The following is a 15,776-nucleotide window of genomic DNA, read 5'->3' as shown; positions in this document are numbered from 1 at the left end:
AGTTATACAAAAATTTCGATATTGATACAAGTTCTATATCATTGGTAATGTAAAAAATATCAAAGATTAAATATTAACCTAATTGTTGGTAATTTTATACTCAGGTACTTATACGGGTATATACAGTAAGTATCGTACTATTTTTGAGGAACATTGTTGCTATAATGATACATGCCAAGATAATTAGAAACAACTGGCTAGTATACCGGCTAAAAAGGTGATAAGTTAATTTAATACAGTATGTTAGTTATAGGTGTTTGCTAGGGCTTGTTTTATTTTAAGCAAAGTGAGCTGAACGTGTATGCGCACTATACACCGGTTATATCTAAGCCCCCCACAATGAGACATAAGGCATTAGTATGGCACTTGAAAAACAAAAATCTTTTGAAGATAGCCCATTATGGAAACTGAAAGTTCGCCTTCAATTTAGTGGTTGGCTGCAATATATCATCCATGCCATATGGGCATTACTCATGTGGATTATCACTGGCGTAGGCTGGCTGGTCGGATTTTGGCCCGTTTTTTTGTTTTGGCTGCCGCTCGGGATTGCAACATTTTTGAGTATATCGCTTGTCGGAACTGTCCTCATTGTCAAGTATGGGATGCATCCAACTGAACGTATTCCAGCCAGTAAAATGGATCTCAATGTATTTGATCTTATGAGAAAATGTCATTCTTGCCGCTCTTTCCAATCACGCAATCTATCTTCTCAGCATCATGCAGAATTAATGGAAGCGGTTCAGCATCATAGCCAACAAAACCAACAACTAGGTCAGCAACCCGTCCGGTTCGAATATGTAAATGTTCGATTAACGATTTGGCCCGTCGTTGGGGCGCACGAATTTCTCGTTGCCATTGCTCCACGTGAATATAATCGATTGTCTATTATCGATGTGGGTCGGAGTCTACAAAAGATAGTGCTTCATGCTACGCGAATGGGAATGGCAACTTGCTGGATCGGCCCTGGAGCTGATCAGGAAAGCATTATTCAACATCTTGGTGATAAATTCGATCCGACAAAGGATCATGTTATTTGTGTCTGTGCCATGGGCTATGAATCAATGTTTAAACCATTTCTTATTCGATTGATACAGAAATTACAGCGTAAGCGCCTATCACTCTCTGAACTCTTTTTCACTGATCCTTCTTTTACGTTGCCACTAAAAACTGATTCGCCACCATTTAATGAGTATGGTCGTTGCTATGAAGTCTGTCAGTGGTCACCTTCCTCTTATAATGGGCAGACAACGCGATGTGCGGCAGTGACAGATCGAATTGAAGGTGAAGAAAGGCTAATACGATTTGATTTTTGCTCAGCCACCACATCACGATATTATGCTGCTGTGGCACTTGGGATCTGGTGCGCAAATTGGGAAACCGGTTGTGTGGCTTTGAATAAGCGTGGACATTTTGCAGTTCTTTTACCCGAAGATCGTGGTAATGAAGCGTTTTCTGACTTACCGAAATATGATGTTAGTTGGGTGATTGGCGACGAAACAAAGACAGCCATCATTAATGGTATGTTCTAGACCTTTCTACAAGCTTACTTAATTGATGAGTAGAAGCAGGATTTTGTTATGCCACGTCCAAGAAGAAGCCTGATCAGCATTGCACCTTCCATTTTACAAGCAGAAAGCTTAAAGTAGCTCTCTCTTTCAATCGACATGCCTTTTTTGGTGCTGTTAGCCATAGTCTCTTCGTTATGGGCAATCGCGTGATGAATATAAAAACAATCAAGACACCTATTATTTACTTGGTCTATGCTTGTCGACTAGGTTTTGATACGTGGATTAACGATCAATTACCCCTTGGCTCATCTTGAAGCAAATGAATGTTTGCCTTGTTACGGTGAACCGATAACAGATCTTGATTTAGCTGTCACAACACAATCAAACCGCCCAGTCTCAATAGGCTTATGTATTGCAAGATTGCTCGACACGGTGCCATCAACCTTAATGCTGCGATTCAGAAGTCCACATGACAACACACAAAAAGGTAAGATTTTCGCTAATCTTGCCTTTTTGTGACTCTCATATAAAAACTTATCTCTTAAAGCTTACAATGGATTACCATCTTTATCTTGGGCATCTAACTGTTTACCATCGAGTCCACCATCCCGTGGCGGGATCAATATTTGCATGGCATTTGACTGGGTATTGGCAGCATCTGGATCGGTCAAGGTTGCTAAAAACTTCACTACTAAGTCTACTTCAGCGTCACTGATATTATTAGATAACTCGGCATTGCCTTCTAAAATGGCCATTGAATGAACCAGGCCATCGGGTGCCACCACTTCGGCGCAGTTAGGGATGTCTTTAAACTGTTCAAGCGCACACATTTCTTCATCAGCAAAATAACGCGTAATTGAATCACCATGACTTTGATAATGCTCTACATTACGCTTTAATGTACCAAATTGACCGGCATGACCCCAAGGACCTGTTAATGCCACATTCAATAAGCTTGGTGCTCTAAAATTACCGATACTATCTGGGTTTGGTGCATCGCCTGCACTGGGCGTCGCGCCCTCTGCGCCACTATCAGAACCATCCGCATTTTTACCTATGCCTATTTGAGGATAATTAGCAGGTAATGGTGCCTCAGTCGTAAAAAAGGCCCCCGCATGACAAAAAGTACAACCCGTTGAGCTTGCCATAAAGGTGATCGCGCCGCGCTTATCATCATTATCAATGGCATTAATATCACCATCGACATAATCAAAAAAGGGGTTGTTAATGAAAAGCTGTACGGATTGATATGCCGCTAACGCCTCCGCTATACGAGAGAAATTAATGACACTATCCCCATAGGCGGCTGTAAACAGTTCTTGCCATGCCTCCGAGCTAAAATGATTAACAATCTCATTTTCTCGATATTGTGTGTGTTGGGATAAGTCATTCTCATCATAACCAAACTCAGTAATGTCACCCATTTCAGTTGCCGCTGTCACAGGGAAATGTGCCTGTGCCATCAATAAGGTTAAGGTATTATTATCGCCCACTGCTGCAATGGTATTATTGGTCACATCACTGGACTCAGTTGTCAGTCCTCTTCCTTGCAGTGCTACGCGGTTATCCCAAAATAATCCGCGGCTCCACAGCGCGGTATTACACGTTTGTGGAGAATTGCGTGGCACAGTAGGGCGACTATTATTAGGATCAACACGCCCGAGACCTAAGACACTCGGATCTTGTGCTCCTAATCCTATGGGCATAGATAGATTATCGCCACCACACCCCAGTACTGGATGATGACACGATGAACAGGCTGTATCTTCGTTGGCACTTAAGGTTTTACTGTGGAATAAACGCGTTCCAAGTTCCACCATAGCAGGGGGTTGCTCACTGCGTACTCTGGCCGCAAAAGCGCGCATATCCTCCAGATGACCCGCCATGTTATTAAAGGACAACATGGCTTGTAAGCAAGTATCTAGATTATCATTGCTAACATTCAATGCTGTATCTCTATTACTGGTGATATTACAAGCAGGAAAATTAATTAAGCGATCATTGGCAATCACGGTCTCAGCGCCATTATGAAGCCCATCATTAGTCTCATTAACTAAGGTGTTAGCTATTATTGTCACCGTTTGCGTTGCATCATTGACATCGCCAGTCGTTACTGAGTAAGTATATTGCGTATTAATCGATAAATTTTGATCCACATAATATTGATTGTTAGTTTCACCAATCTTGGTATTACCACGATATACATAATAAGTCATTTCTTCACCGCGCCAAGTCAGTCCGATACTGGTGCCTGAAAAAGCATAACCCACGAGTAAACTCGGTGCTGACTCTGTAACGGGTTCAGGCTCTGGTGGCACAACAGGATCAACAGGCACTTCAACATCAGGATCCTTCTCTGCCGTTGTTGCTACGTCTTCACTTCCTCCACAAGCCGTTAAAATCAAAAAACAGCTAATGAAAAATGACGCTTTTAATTTTTGCAAAATAGAATACCTTCTAATTATTCACTCATTTAAGCATATCATCCCATAACAAAGCCTAACATTAGGTTAACAGAACTTAATGTTTTAATGGTTTTACTCCTTAAAATAAGCCAGCACGAATATCATTAATCTTGCTGGCTTCATTTTCCTTTACCGAATTCTTTTTCTCGTTTTTAATTGTCAGCATATGCCTATAAAGGGCTTTTAGGTGTCAATGCTATCGCTCAATGTGTAGCTGAGTTTACTGAACTGTAACCATCATTTTTTATGTCTATATTTTTACTGAGTCTGAGCAGCATATTGTGATAAAATCCGCTGATTAAAGACGTATTGATTGTGTAAACTTTGAGGTATGGAATGCGGTTCGCGTTAGGTATTGAGTATGATGGTAGTAAGTATTTTGGTTGGCAACGTCAACTCAAAGTGGATTCTGTGCAAGCTCAGCTCGAAAAAGCTTTGTCTAGTGTCGCAAATGAAACCATAAAGGTGCAATGTGCAGGTCGAACCGATACGGGCGTGCATGCGACTGGCCAAGTGGTCCATTTTGATACCACGGCGATCCGTAAAGACACGGCATGGACGTTAGGTGTGAATGTTAATTTACCCGATGATATCGCAGTGAGATGGGTGCAAGCAGTGGACGATGATTTTCATGCTCGTTTTAGTGCGACGGCAAGACGATATCGTTATATGATTTATAATCATAATCTTAGACCGGGTATTTTACGACTTGGAGTGAGCCATTACAGGGGGGATATCGACGAAAATAAAATGCATCAAGCAGCGCAGTTTCTTATTGGTAAGCATGACTTTACCAGTTTTCGGGCGTTGCATTGTCAGTCTAATACACCAGTTAGGTTGATGCATGAAATTAATGTAACCCGCCAAGGAATGTACATTTGTGTCGATATTCGAGCCAATGCTTTTTTACATCATATGGTGCGTAACATTGTCGGTTCATTACTCGAAGTGGGTATGGGTCGTCAACCGATTGATTGGTTGGCACTGCTTCTGGATGGAAAAAGTCGTAAAGAGGCAGCACCAACAGCCAAACCGAATGGGTTATACCTTGTTGATGTGACCTACCCAGAGCCACATAGCTTGCCTAAATTATCTTTAGGCCCGCTATTTATGTTGGATTAACTTAATATTTGAGAGTGCCTATGCCAGCAGTGCCTACACTAGTACGAATGAAAGCGCCCACAAGCGTTCCGACACATAATGCATTATTGGTGACATGGACAGATTATTTGTTGGCGATCCATCCCACTGAAATCGATATGGGCTTAACGCGTGTGTCTTTGGTGGCAGACCGTATGGGACTGCTTTATTTTGATCATACCAAAGTGATCACTGTTGCGGGGACAAATGGTAAAGGCAGTACCTGTGCCATGATTGAAGCCGCTTTAATCTTGGAAGGCTTGTCAGTCGGGGTTTATAGCTCGCCCCATTTAATTCATTACAATGAAAGGGTCAGAATAAAAGGGATTGATGCCAGTGATAGCGACTTAGTGGCTGCCTTTGAAGCCATTGAACTGGCGCGAGATGAAACCTCTTTGACCTTTTTTGAGTATGCGACATTAGCAGGTCTATACTTATTTAAAGCCGCTAAGTTGGATGTGATTTTACTGGAAGTGGGCTTAGGTGGACGGCTTGATGCCACCAATATGATTGATGCAGATGTGGCAGTGATCACCTCTATTGATCTTGATCATCAAGAGTATTTAGGGGATACACGGGAACAAGTGGCTGTGGAGAAAGCGGGTATTTGTCGTAAAGGAAAACCTGTGATAATCGGCGAGCAAGATATTCCACAGACGTTAATCGCGTCTGTGGCAGCCAAAGGAGCGCTATTGTACGCGGTGAATAATGACTTTCATTATCAAGCGATGGTGTCTCATTGGTCTTATCAAGGCAAGCTTTTCAATGTGTGTGATATTGGATTGCCTGAACTCCCTCTGCCTAATGCGGCCACTGCCATTGCGGCGTTAGAGCATATATGTCCATCGATGTCCTCGGACAACATCAAGCAAGCAATCGCACACACTCGGTTAAGTGGCCGTTTAGAGTGTGTGTCTCAATCACCGACCATATTATTAGATGTGGCACATAATCCTCACGCGGCTCGTTACCTGTTATCTCGATTACAAGTCAGGCAGCCTAAACGCTTATTGGCCTTATGTGGCATGTTAAAAGACAAAGATATACAGCAAGTACTATCTGTCTTTGAGCCCCATGTCGAACGTTGGTACTGTTGTGATTTGAATGTCCCTCGAAGTGCTAAGGCGACAGATTTAGCGAGATTGTTGCCCGATAGCGATGGCGTACAAATATTTGAGTCACTGGCGTTAGGATGGGCTCAATTACATAAAGAGCTTCAAGAAGATGATATTGTGATTGTTTTTGGATCTTTTTATACTGTTGCAGGGATTAAAACGTTAATAGAAGGAAATTACAGTGCCTAATCACTTTCAGAATCGTTTAGTTGGGGTCATTGTTATCGTTGCTCTGGGTGTGCTTTTTCTACCCGATCTGCTTAATGGTAAAAAACAGCGTCAGGAAGAAACTTTTACTGAAATCCCTCTTAAGCCAGCATTAAAAGAGACGCGTTTACCTGAGAAGGCCTATGATGTTGTGAATACTGATGTGGATAAAAAAATCGATAAGGCGGTCACGGCAGCCGCATCCGTGGATGAAAAGGATCGGCCTACAAAGTCTCAAGAAAGCCCACCCAAAGCGAGTCTATCAAGCAGTGCATGGACTTTGCGTTTAGGCAGTTTTAATAATGCCAAAAATGTCACCGCTTTGGTTGAGCGATTGAGAAAGCAAGGGTTTAATGCCTATACCTTGCCATCAAAACCCATCGATGGGCAACTGACTAAGGTCTTTGTTGGCCCTGATGTGTCTAAAGATAAACTGGTTGTTCAGCAGTCTGATATCGAGAAGCTGACTCAATTAAAAGGCCGAATTGAGGCTTATAATCCTGTCGAGTCATAATGAGTTGATAGGTTGTTCTGTGGTGGAAACAGAGAATGATAGATTTAGGTATATTGTTTAAGATGTGGATCCTATCTGTCTCTGTTAAAATCACGCCGTTTTAACCCTTAAATGCTGGATACACTTTTCCATGGTTTGGATTGATTACGCTATAATCGTCATTATTGGTATGTCGACACTCATTAGTTTGGTACGGGGTTTTGCTAAAGAAGCGATGTCCTTAGTGGTTTGGGTAGTGGCATTTTTTGTTGCTAGTCAATTTTATTTAGAGCTTGCGGTTCATATTACTGCTATACAAGATGAAATGGTGCGCAATGGTGTTGCTATCGCGATTTTATTTATTTCTACGCTTATTCTTGGTGCATTAGTGAATTATTTACTGGGTCAATTGGTGTCTAAGACTGGCCTGTCTGGAACGGATAGAGTATTAGGACTCTGTTTTGGCGCGTTAAGAGGTGCGTTAATCGTGAGTGCGTTATTATTTTTTATGGATACTTTTACTGGGGCACCTAAAACTTATTGGTGGCAGAGTTCACAACTTGTGCCCGAATTCGGGGTGGTGATCCAATGGTTTTTTGACTATGTGGAAAATACCTCCAGCTTTGTACCCAACATATAAAATGCAATTTACTTAAATAGATGCATTAGCAAAGGATATTGATTGTCAATGCGTTGCAATCAGTATTTTTTAAATTGAAATGATAGAACATCTTACAATGAGGAAGCTTACCCATGTGTGGTATTGTCGGAATAGTAGGTCAATCGTCGGTTAATCAAACCATTTACGATGCACTGACCGTGCTTCAGCATCGTGGCCAAGATGCCGCTGGTATTGTGACTATAGATGGCTCAGCGTTTAGATTGCGTAAAGCTAATGGTCTGGTAAAGGACGTTTTTGAACCTAAACATATGCAACGCTTACAAGGCAATGCAGGAATAGGGCATGTACGATATCCCACTGCTGGCAGCTCGAGTGCATCCGAGGCCCAGCCTTTTTATGTGAATTCTCCTTTTGGGATCTCTATCGCACATAATGGTAATTTGACTAATACTCGAGAGTTAGCTGAGCGTTTGGTGAAGCAACGACGACATGTTAATACGACCTCTGATTCAGAAGTCTTGTTAAATTTATTTGCTGATGAATTACAACAAACTCAGAGCCAAATACTCAGTGCGGATGAAGTATTTAATGCGGTGAGCCAAGTCCATGCGATCACTCGAGGCGCCTATGCGGTTACGGCGATGATTATCGGTCAAGGCTTAGTGGCTTTTCGTGATCCTTTCGGTATTCGTCCCTTGGTTTTGGGTAAAAATGAAACCGAGAATGGCACTGAATACATGGTCGCTTCCGAGAGTGTGGCTTTAGATGCCGTTGGCTTTGAGATTATTCGGGATGTAGCGCCTGGAGAAGCGGTTTATATTACCTTGGATGGGCAGCTGTTTACCCGTCAATGCGCAAAAGATCCCAGCTATGCGCCTTGTATTTTTGAGTTTGTGTATTTTGCCCGTCCAGATTCAACCATGGATAAGATTTCTGTTTATAGCAGCCGCGTCAATATGGGGACGATGCTGGGTGAAAAAATTAAACGAGAATGGGAAGATCATGATATTGATGTGGTGATCCCAATCCCCGAAACATCTTGTGATATTGCACTCGAAATTGCACGCAACCTTGATCTACCTTATCGACAAGGCTTTGTGAAAAACCGCTACATTGGACGGACATTCATTATGCCCGGTCAACAAGAGCGAAAAAAATCGATTCGTCGTAAATTGAATGCGATTAAGGCTGAGTTTAAAGGTAAAAATGTGCTGTTAGTGGATGACTCTATTGTGCGAGGCACCACCTCTGAACAGATCATCGAAATGGCTCGAGAAGCAGGGGCAAAGAAAGTGTATTTTGCGTCAGCGGCACCGGAAATTCGTTTTCCCAATGTATACGGTATTGATATGCCAACGACTAATGAGCTGATTGCTCATGGCCGTGATGTGGATGCAATCACTAAGTTGATTGGTGCCGATGGGATGATTTTCCAATCGTTAGAGGATTTAGTGGCAGCGGTACGCAAAGAAAATCCGAATATTAAGCATTTTGAAACGTCGGTTTTTGATGGTAAATATGTGACTAATGATGTTGACCAAGCCTATTTAGATCATCTTACCCTATTACGCAATGATGATGCGAAAGCCGATCGTAATCAAGATCTGGGCACTAATCTAGAAATGCACAACGTGTGTCACCCATAATAAACGGGCAAGCCTAATGTTCATGCATTGAACATTAGGCGATGTACTTGAATGAAGAAAGCCGAGCATTGCTCGGCTTTTTATTATGTGAATAACTGGCCGCTGATGACGATGGTGATAAGCAGTAAATATAAGAAACCAACAAAATATGACACACTTGATAGATTTTTGTTGATTTTTTCTGCATTAAAGGGGTTGACCATATTTTGGTCGCTTTGTTGCCTACGTCTCACGCGATAAGTGGGATCCATTGGGATACTACCATGAGCGTGAACCTGTCTTAATCTGCTATGTTTGGTTTGATTGACTAACATAATAAATACTCAACAATTTGGCTAGATACACGTATAGAATACTCTGTGCCCACTTAACACGGGCTGAATAATTGTTTGTTAAATGTACAGTTATGTGTTTTTATGATGTTGAAATTTGAATGATGCAGGGCCGTTTTAAACCCAGTTGGCTAAAGAAGAGTTTACTTTTAAAAGGGTAAGTTAAAAAATCGAACGAAACGTAGCCATTCCTGTTGCAGTTTTTGTAAATTTCCTTTGATAAAATGGATCTCAGTATCCGGTTTTGCTTGGGCTAATTGAGGTAAATCGATTTTAGCAATGCAGCCTATTTTTGGATAGCCTCCTAACGTTTGTCGGTCATTTAATAAGATAATAGGTTGGCCATTAGGCGGAATTTGAATGGCGCCATTGGCAATGGGCTCCGAAATGAGATTGATTTGATGTGAGTTGATAACCGGTCCCGTTAAACGGCATCCCATGCGATCACAAAATGGACTTACTTGGTAAGGATAATGGTAAAGAGTGTGCTTATCCTCAGCAATAAACTGTTTTTCTTGATAAGATTCAATAACTCTGAGGTTTATTTTTTTTGTGTATTGTGGCAGGAAACGCGGGGGAATGAGATGTTGATAAGCCGTACTTTTAGCTTGGATAGAATCAAGAAAGGGTGAACAACTGAGCATGTCTCCTTGTTTAAGGGCAAAAGTGCCGATGTTATCCCTGATCACCGTGGCGACACTGTTAAATATTTTAGGGGCCTTGAATCCATTCTTAACCGCTAAATAACTTCGTAAACCGTGCGTGGGGTAGTCTAAGGTTAATAACTGATTTTTTTTTAATATAAAACTTTGCCATAAAGAGAGTGGCTGACCATCAATTTGAGCATTGAGTTTGGCACCCGTTAGGGCGCATAACAGATTATTATGTGCTTTGAAACTGGCTTGTCCCAAGGTGATTTCGATTTGTGGACAAGACATATCATTACCCAGAAAATAGTTGCCCCAGCAATAGGCATGGAGATCGATAGGACCTCCTTGTGTTAGACCATGTTGCGTGGCACCAAAACGGCCTAAATCTTGTATAAGGCTGAGTGGACCGGGATTGATTATTTCCAATGAGTGCAAATAATACCTCCTAATTGTAAAAATTCATTTCGTGTAATGGCATTAAACTTGACTTTATCACCAATGTTAAAGGGTGTCATAGGATTAGCCTCCAAAGAAAAGAGTGATAAAGGGCAATTGCCAATAATTTGCCAACCACCAGGAGAATCACTAGGATATACCGCCGTTTGCTGATTGGCGATCCCGACGCTTCCAGCTGGAATATGGAGCCTAGGACTGTCATGGCGGGGTGTGGCAATGTGGGGGTCCACATTACCGAGAAAAGCAAAGCCGGGCGCGAAACCGATGGCATAAACATGGTAATCAGTTTGCTGATGCCGCTGAACGACTTCTTCTTGGCTGAGCTTATGCCGTAGGGTTAAATAATGCAGATCGGGTCCTACTTCTGGATGATAATAGACGGGCAACTGATGTGTTGTTTTTGATTCAAACTGTTGACCAGTCAAATCACTGCTGTGTGTCCATACTTGTAGCGCGTGGCTTAATTCGTCACCACTGAGTTGAGATGAACGATATTGGATGAATAAAGACGTATAGGAAGGAGTGACTTCCAGTATGTTTTGTTTAATTTTTTCGGAAAAAATGTGGGAGGGGGAATTTAACGTTAGTTGCTCAACAAGTCGCATGATTGTTTGTGTGATCTGCAGGCTGATCTCATTGCCAAAATAAAGGATAATACTGTCTTCTGATATCGGCTGAACGGTTATCATGTTTGACTTTATGGGTTGAGGATACGGTGAATATCGGCGATCCCAGCAACTGAAATGGGATTATCACTGTGAATACACAAGGTATCGGCATGAATGTCAATAATACGACCTTCATAAGTTTTAACAAAACCTTGGGTCAGATTCAAGCTTTGTTGTTTAATATGCTCGAGATTATTCAATATCGCCTGAGGATGAGAGCGAGGCATTAATAAACCTTGATTACCATAAGCCCTATCGGCAAAAGCCTCTAAAATGAGTTCCACCTTATGATACTGGGCAATGGCTTCATAAGGAATATTATCCAGTGTGCTTTGTATGACTAATTTTAATGGGTGCTTTAAGGCTAGATTGATTTTAGAGAGTGTTTGTATGATGGCTTCATATACTTCCACTTTAGTCATCATGTCTAAGTGCAATGCACCATGGGGTTTAACATAAGTCATATTGGTTTGTTGAAGTTGGCACAAAGAGAGTAAAGCACCGCACTGGTATGCCACTAAATGCGCTATTTCGGTGAGAGTGTGTGGAATACTTCTACGTCCAAAACCTTGTTTGTCATGATAACTGATATGCGCGCCAATAAAGACGTGATGTTCTTTTGCTTGAGTAATTGTATTTGCCATAATATCGGGATCTGAGGCATGAAATCCACAAGCAATATTGGCCATATTAATCCATGGCATTAAGGCATTGTCATTGCCCATCGTCCATACGCCATAACTTTCACCCATGTCACAGTTCAATTTCATATGGCTCACCTATTTTTCGTTATCGTATCTTTTAACTTTACTAATGCGTGACAGTAAGATCATGTTTACTCAATAGACAGGATCTTTACGTAAATTGTCAATAAATATAATAATAGATTAAATATCTAGATTGGTTGACGATAACAGAACGAGGCTTTTAAAGAGAGTGTTTATTCTTTGTTGTAGAGCGTTGTTTATACGTTAACGGGCAAGAGAAGGACTGAGTTTGAACGATGAACATTTCTGAGAGGGCTATTTTCATGGAGCTTGTTATGTGGATTTTTATCTCTCCAAGTGAATAAATTAAGACTAATGTCGAAATCCACTGTCATCAATAGTAGAATTAATGATTCATAAGATTTAGTTTAAGGTAATGGAATGAGTCAAGTATTAGAGGAGTTGCTGTCTTTATTGTCTTTAGAGCGGCTTGAAGAAGGACTATTTCGTGGCCAGAGCCAAGATTTAGGCTTTGGTCATGTGTTTGGTGGGCAAGTGATGGGGCAAGCATTGAGTGCCGCGAAACAAACCATTCAAACCAATAGGCGAGTACACTCCTTACATTCCTATTTTTTACGTGCGGGCGATGAGAATTTACCTATTATCTATGATGTTGAAATTATTAGAGATGGTGGTAGTTTTAGTGCCAGACGTGTTAAAGCCATTCAAAAAGGGCATCCCATTTTTTATATGACTTGCTCTTTTCAAGCGCCTGAAATAGGCTTTGAACATCAAGATCAGATGCCCAATGTTGCACTCCCAGAAACGTTATTGAACCAACAAGCGCTAGCATTACAACTAAAGGATAAACTGCCTCAATCAGTGTTTGATAATTTGATGTCCGAATCACCCCTTGAAATGCGTTTGGTGGATCCTATGAATGACATGACATCAGGTATTAAACCCGCTAAACGTTATGTTTGGCTTAGAGCAAATGGTAAGATGCAGGGGGATCCTTGCATGCAAGATTATTTGCTTGCTTATGCATCAGATTTTAATTTTTTAGTGACGGCATTACAGCCTCATGGCAAATCCTTTCTAACGCCGGGGATGAAAATGGCTACCATTGATCATGCTATGTGGTTTCATCGGCCTTTCGATTTGAGTGATTGGGTGCTTTATAGTGTGGATAGTCCGAATGCGTGTGGCGGACGAGGATTAGTGAAGGGTCAATTTTTCAATCAACAGGGTGAACTTCTCGCATCAGCGACACAAGAAGGTTTGCTCCGTATGAAACTTAAATCGCCAGAGTAAAGCGAAAAAGGGATAAAGATGTCGATAATGAAAAGAAGTCTAGTATTAATGGGTATTTTTCTGCTGTCCGCTTGTGTGACAGTGGAACCGCCTCAGCCTGTTGTTGTTAATGGCGCTGCGGGTTACTTAGAAAAGATTACCTTACCTCATGGAAGCAGTATCATCATTGCGATTATTGATTTAGATACGCCTGGCGTCATTATTGCTCAAAAAAACTTTAATATTGCGCGTTCACCGGTACCATTTAAGTTTATTTTGCCTGCAGATAGTATTGACTCTTCGATTAATTACGGGGTAGTGGCGATGATCATGTATCAAAATCAGGTTATTTTTCAAACCTATGATCAATTTCCCGTGATTAATAATGATAAAACAACCACCGAAGTCATCATGAAAGCCGTATTGGTGAAAAGACCCTAGTGTGATCTCCTTACATCTTACCTGGGTTCTGATGTTTTAGAGCCCATGAATCGCAATCAAGTTTTACGTTATATTTTGTTTTCGTTGATATCGGCAGCCTTGAGCTTGCTAGCAGCCTTGAGCGGATAAATAGCTCGCTTTGCTGTGAGCAGTGTCTCATTTTTTCTATGCGGATCCTGCTACCTTGAAGTATCAATGAACATTTATCAATAAGGCATTATTGATAAAGTGCTTGAAAACTAATTAATTTTTTGTTGGTATACGAATTTTTAAATATTAATCACGGCAGTGAGGATCCCTAAAATGATTAAGGCAATCCCAATACTTAATAATCCTTCTCGAATAGACATAATATCTCCTTAGATAATTATCATTATTTTCAATAGTATTATTTCACTATTGTGTCACTGGTATGCTACTTTGTTAATTTAGCTCCCCCTAACATTATAGCCCATTTTTACTCACTTTGTTGACGGATCGGCGGGGATGAGCCGTTTTTTGCTTTCTTGTTGTTGTTTGAAATCAAGTGCTAGCCTGCTGCTTCATTAGGTGCAAGCTTCTTAGGCGTGGAATAGGCTATTCTCTAAAGGGATGAAACTGATTCAAAGGTAGCAATGAATGAAAAAACATGGATTATCGATAGGGATTGAGCGGGTAGATAGTGACTTTTTTTTGTCCTTAAAGGCGGTGGGCAAGCTTACCCATGAGGATTATTTACGTATTACCCCCATGATTGATGCTGCATTAAAGGAAGTGGCTCACCCAAATGTGAAAGTGCTAGTGGACGCGTATGAGCTAGAGGGCTGGGAGGTCAGAGCGGCTTGGGATGATTTTAAACTAGGACTGAAACATGGAAATGAATTTGACAAAATTGCGATTTATGGTGATAAACGCTGGCAAGAAATGATGGCCAAAATAGGCACTTGGTTTATTTCAGGAGATATAAAGTATTTTGATGACATTGGCTTAGCATTGGAGTGGTTGAATGATTGATTCAGTGGTCGTGTGTTGTTGCATAAACTGTGATCTTATTCATGGTTTTTAAGTGAGTTAGCACTTTGAACCACTGATTTTGATATAGATCAAATTGTGATTTGGCATTTTTAGGCATGCTTATCCTACCAATAAAAACTGCAATAATGCAGGGGATTAGATGATGAAAAAAAATAGGCTTTCAAATGCTGTTGCTGTGGGATTATTCGCTATGGGGTTAGCTACTTCGGCGAATGCGACACAGGCGGGTGATATTATCGTTCGTGCTGGTGTGGCTGTGGTTGCGCCGAACTCCTCGAGTCAAGATGTCGCTGGGCTTGGAGAATTTGATGTGAGCAGTGATACTCAATTAGGACTGAATTTTGCTTACTTGTTTACTGATAATATCGGCATTGAATTATTAGCTGCCAGTCCTTTTAGCCATAATATCTCACTACCCACTTTAGGTAATATAGCTAAGACAAAAGAGTTACCGCCTACCTTAGTGGTGCAATATCATTTTGGCGATGCGGCATCAAAATTTAGACCCTATATCGGCATAGGAATAAACTATACCAATTTTTATGATACCAAATTTACCAATGATTTAGATGGCGCGTTAACGGATATTAGTTTATCAAACTCTTGGGGATTAGCGGGGCAAGTCGGCTTGGATTATCAACTAACCGATAAGTGGCTGCTTAATGGCTCTATTTGGTATGCCGATATCGATACCGATGCGAGTTTTAAACTTGCAGGGGAGTCGGTGACCATCGATACTAACATCGATCCTTGGGTGTATATGGTCAGTGCGGGATATGTTTTTTAATTGATATGTACGGATTTCAATTAACTTGTAATAATTTGATATTTTTGGTTTTATCTTGGTGGGCGTTGATGTGGATGTCATGTTTGAGGTAATGATTGTAAATGTCAGTCTTTATGGCGAGATCAGGGCGGGAGCATACTTTGTCGGATAATTAACCAAAGAAAACTTTTGCCCTGTAATCATCGTCCCAACTCGCCTTTTTTAGCTTATTTCGCTGACTTGGCGCACCGCA

At 41.2% G+C, this 15,776-nt stretch carries 14 protein-coding genes; 10 read left to right on the top strand and 4 right to left on the bottom strand.

Going from position 1 to position 15,776, the window contains the following annotated elements:
- Window positions 1-359: 359 nt before the first annotated feature.
- Window positions 360-1,529, top strand: coding sequence for a nitroreductase family protein (locus L2764_RS22190; protein WP_248942519.1), 1,170 nt, complete (start codon window positions 360-362; stop codon window positions 1,527-1,529).
- Between the two features lie 527 nt (window positions 1,530-2,056).
- Here the strand turns inward: L2764_RS22190 and L2764_RS22185 are convergent.
- Window positions 2,057-3,952 carry a cytochrome-c peroxidase gene (locus L2764_RS22185; protein WP_248942518.1) on the bottom strand — a complete coding sequence of 632 codons (1,896 nt, stop codon included), beginning with the start codon at window positions 3,950-3,952 and terminating at the stop codon, window positions 2,057-2,059.
- Between the two features lie 357 nt (window positions 3,953-4,309).
- On the opposite strand from L2764_RS22185, the gene truA reads away from it, so the two are divergent.
- The 5 genes from truA to purF all read left to right on the top strand — a co-directional run bounded on the left by truA (window position 4,310) and on the right by purF (window position 9,196).
- Window positions 4,310-5,095: a tRNA pseudouridine(38-40) synthase TruA gene (gene truA / locus L2764_RS22180; RefSeq protein ID WP_248942517.1), complete on the top strand. Its 786-nt coding sequence runs from the start codon at window positions 4,310-4,312 to the stop codon at window positions 5,093-5,095.
- Between the two features lie 20 nt (window positions 5,096-5,115).
- A complete protein-coding gene (gene folC, locus L2764_RS22175; RefSeq protein WP_248942516.1) occupies window positions 5,116-6,417 on the top strand; it encodes a bifunctional tetrahydrofolate synthase/dihydrofolate synthase in 1,302 nt (433 codons plus the stop codon).
- Entirely contained in the window at window positions 6,410-6,949 is a 540-nt protein-coding gene (locus L2764_RS22170; protein ID WP_248942515.1) for an SPOR domain-containing protein, read from the top strand. The genes folC and L2764_RS22170 overlap by 8 nt, the downstream gene beginning before the upstream one ends.
- Before the next feature lie 130 nt (window positions 6,950-7,079).
- On the top strand, window positions 7,080-7,568 hold the full coding sequence (locus tag L2764_RS22165) for a CvpA family protein (RefSeq protein WP_248942514.1): 489 nt from the start codon (window positions 7,080-7,082) through the stop codon (window positions 7,566-7,568).
- Window positions 7,569-7,681: 113 nt separating this feature from the next.
- Entirely contained in the window at window positions 7,682-9,196 is a 1,515-nt protein-coding gene (gene purF / locus L2764_RS22160; RefSeq protein WP_248942513.1) for an amidophosphoribosyltransferase, read from the top strand.
- A 481-nt stretch (window positions 9,197-9,677) separates the two neighbouring features.
- Here the strand turns inward: purF and L2764_RS22155 are convergent, their stop codons facing one another.
- From L2764_RS22155 to L2764_RS22145, 3 genes are read right to left on the bottom strand one after another with little or no spacing between them, the layout of a single operon-like run.
- Window positions 9,678-10,613, bottom strand: a complete 936-nt coding sequence (locus L2764_RS22155; RefSeq protein WP_248942512.1) for a 5-oxoprolinase subunit C family protein — start codon at window positions 10,611-10,613, stop codon at window positions 9,678-9,680.
- The gene (gene pxpB / locus L2764_RS22150; RefSeq protein WP_248942511.1) at window positions 10,595-11,323 is read right to left on the bottom strand and encodes a 5-oxoprolinase subunit PxpB; all 729 of its coding nucleotides are present in this window, start codon (window positions 11,321-11,323) and stop codon (window positions 10,595-10,597) included. Before pxpB ends, L2764_RS22155 begins: the two co-directional genes overlap by 19 nt.
- Before the next feature lie 8 nt (window positions 11,324-11,331).
- Window positions 11,332-12,072 (bottom strand): 5-oxoprolinase subunit PxpA, encoded by a 741-nt coding sequence (locus L2764_RS22145; RefSeq protein ID WP_248942510.1) that lies wholly within the window; start codon window positions 12,070-12,072, stop codon window positions 11,332-11,334.
- 378 nt (window positions 12,073-12,450) lie between these two features.
- Between L2764_RS22145 and tesB the strand changes: the two genes are divergently transcribed.
- The 4 genes from tesB (at window position 12,451) to ompW (ending at window position 15,544) form a co-directional block, all read left to right on the top strand.
- Window positions 12,451-13,323 carry an acyl-CoA thioesterase II gene (gene tesB, locus L2764_RS22140; RefSeq protein ID WP_248942509.1) on the top strand — a complete coding sequence of 291 codons (873 nt, stop codon included), beginning with the start codon at window positions 12,451-12,453 and terminating at the stop codon, window positions 13,321-13,323.
- Window positions 13,324-13,341: 18 nt separating this feature from the next.
- Window positions 13,342-13,743, top strand: coding sequence for a YbaY family lipoprotein (locus L2764_RS22135; protein WP_248942508.1), 402 nt, complete (start codon window positions 13,342-13,344; stop codon window positions 13,741-13,743).
- Window positions 13,744-14,361: 618 nt separating this feature from the next.
- The gene (locus tag L2764_RS22130) at window positions 14,362-14,736 is read left to right on the top strand and encodes a SpoIIAA family protein (RefSeq protein WP_248942507.1); all 375 of its coding nucleotides are present in this window, start codon (window positions 14,362-14,364) and stop codon (window positions 14,734-14,736) included.
- A gap of 160 nt (window positions 14,737-14,896) precedes the next feature.
- Window positions 14,897-15,544 (top strand): outer membrane protein OmpW, encoded by a 648-nt coding sequence (gene ompW, locus L2764_RS22125; RefSeq protein ID WP_248942506.1) that lies wholly within the window; start codon window positions 14,897-14,899, stop codon window positions 15,542-15,544.
- Window positions 15,545-15,776: the final 232 nt, after the last annotated feature.

This window comes from Shewanella surugensis (assembly GCF_023284005.1).
Classification (GTDB): domain Bacteria; phylum Pseudomonadota; class Gammaproteobacteria; order Enterobacterales; family Shewanellaceae; genus Shewanella; species Shewanella surugensis.
The sequence above is the reverse complement of the archived record's forward strand: the minus strand, read 5'-3'. Positions and strand labels throughout refer to the sequence as shown.

What these genes read in the sequence shown, in the direction of transcription:
- truA (WP_248942517.1), top strand. Translation starts at nt 4,310, where the DNA reads ATGCGGTTCGCGTTAGGTATTGAGTATGATGGTAGTAAGTATTTTGGT.
- ompW (WP_248942506.1), top strand. Translation starts at nt 14,897, where the DNA reads ATGATGAAAAAAAATAGGCTTTCAAATGCTGTTGCTGTGGGATTATTC.
- tesB (WP_248942509.1), top strand. Translation starts at nt 12,451, where the DNA reads ATGAGTCAAGTATTAGAGGAGTTGCTGTCTTTATTGTCTTTAGAGCGG.
- folC (WP_248942516.1), top strand. Translation starts at nt 5,116, where the DNA reads ATGCCAGCAGTGCCTACACTAGTACGAATGAAAGCGCCCACAAGCGTT.
- L2764_RS22190 (WP_248942519.1), top strand. Translation starts at nt 360, where the DNA reads ATGGCACTTGAAAAACAAAAATCTTTTGAAGATAGCCCATTATGGAAA.
- L2764_RS22145 (WP_248942510.1), bottom strand. Translation starts at nt 12,072, where the DNA reads ATGAAATTGAACTGTGACATGGGTGAAAGTTATGGCGTATGGACGATG.
- purF (WP_248942513.1), top strand. Translation starts at nt 7,682, where the DNA reads ATGTGTGGTATTGTCGGAATAGTAGGTCAATCGTCGGTTAATCAAACC.
- L2764_RS22130 (WP_248942507.1), top strand. Translation starts at nt 14,362, where the DNA reads ATGAAAAAACATGGATTATCGATAGGGATTGAGCGGGTAGATAGTGAC.
- pxpB (WP_248942511.1), bottom strand. Translation starts at nt 11,323, where the DNA reads ATGATAACCGTTCAGCCGATATCAGAAGACAGTATTATCCTTTATTTT.
- L2764_RS22135 (WP_248942508.1), top strand. Translation starts at nt 13,342, where the DNA reads ATGTCGATAATGAAAAGAAGTCTAGTATTAATGGGTATTTTTCTGCTG.
- L2764_RS22165 (WP_248942514.1), top strand. Translation starts at nt 7,080, where the DNA reads ATGGTTTGGATTGATTACGCTATAATCGTCATTATTGGTATGTCGACA.